Source organism: Brevundimonas sp. (genome assembly GCF_046293315.1).
Taxonomy (GTDB): domain Bacteria; phylum Pseudomonadota; class Alphaproteobacteria; order Caulobacterales; family Caulobacteraceae; genus Brevundimonas.
The window spans coordinates 1-606 of the sequence record NZ_JBKBPF010000084.1 but is presented as its reverse complement, the minus strand read 5'-3'; the positions used below and the strand labels follow the sequence as shown (position 1 = coordinate 606).

Annotated in this window: 1 protein-coding gene; it reads right to left on the bottom strand. The window is 77.4% G+C overall.

The genetic code is table 11. The features are described from left to right. Nucleotides 1–307 (bottom strand): hypothetical protein (locus tag ACK4SE_RS14135; protein WP_409694001.1); only part of this gene is annotated, 307 nt, incomplete at its 3' end. Nucleotides 308–606: the final 299 nt, after the last annotated feature.

The window sequence follows — 606 nt, the reverse complement described above, 5'->3', positions numbered from 1 at the left end:
GAGTCGTATCCGCGCCCTGGGGGCGGCGGCGCGTAGCCTGGGCCGCCGTACCGGCCCGCGTCGGGCCTGGCGGGGGATCTGCTGCGGCGAGAGTAGTGCGGCGCGTGCACGGGGCTGCGTTCGCGTGCTGAGTAGCTGCCCCTGTCGCGGTCGCGGCTGCGGCTGCGGCTGCGTCGGTATCCGCGGCCAGGGCCGCCGTTGTTGCTGCCGCCGCCACCACCGCCGCCGCCGCTGCCGCCACCGCCGCCGCCACCGCCACCGCCGCCGCTGCCACCGCCGCCACTCCAGCGGCGAGCATCATCCTCACGCCCATAGTCCGGGTATCCGCTGCTGTAGCCTGGGGGCGGAAGAGGCGGTGCATCGTAGTGACGCCCATCGCCGCGCGTGGGCGGCTGCAGCGGCGGCGGCGCGTCGTAGCCTGGCATCACTGGCGGCCTGTCGGCATAGTAGGGGTCGGGGTAGCCACCGCGCCCATCCCTGCTGTACGCGTCGGGCGGGGGCGCCCCGTACCCCGGCGGCCCTGGCGGGGGCGCCACTGGCGGCGCTGCGTAGGCGTCGCGATCCGCGTCGCGCGGCGGCGGCGCGTCGTAGTAGCCGGGCGGGCCG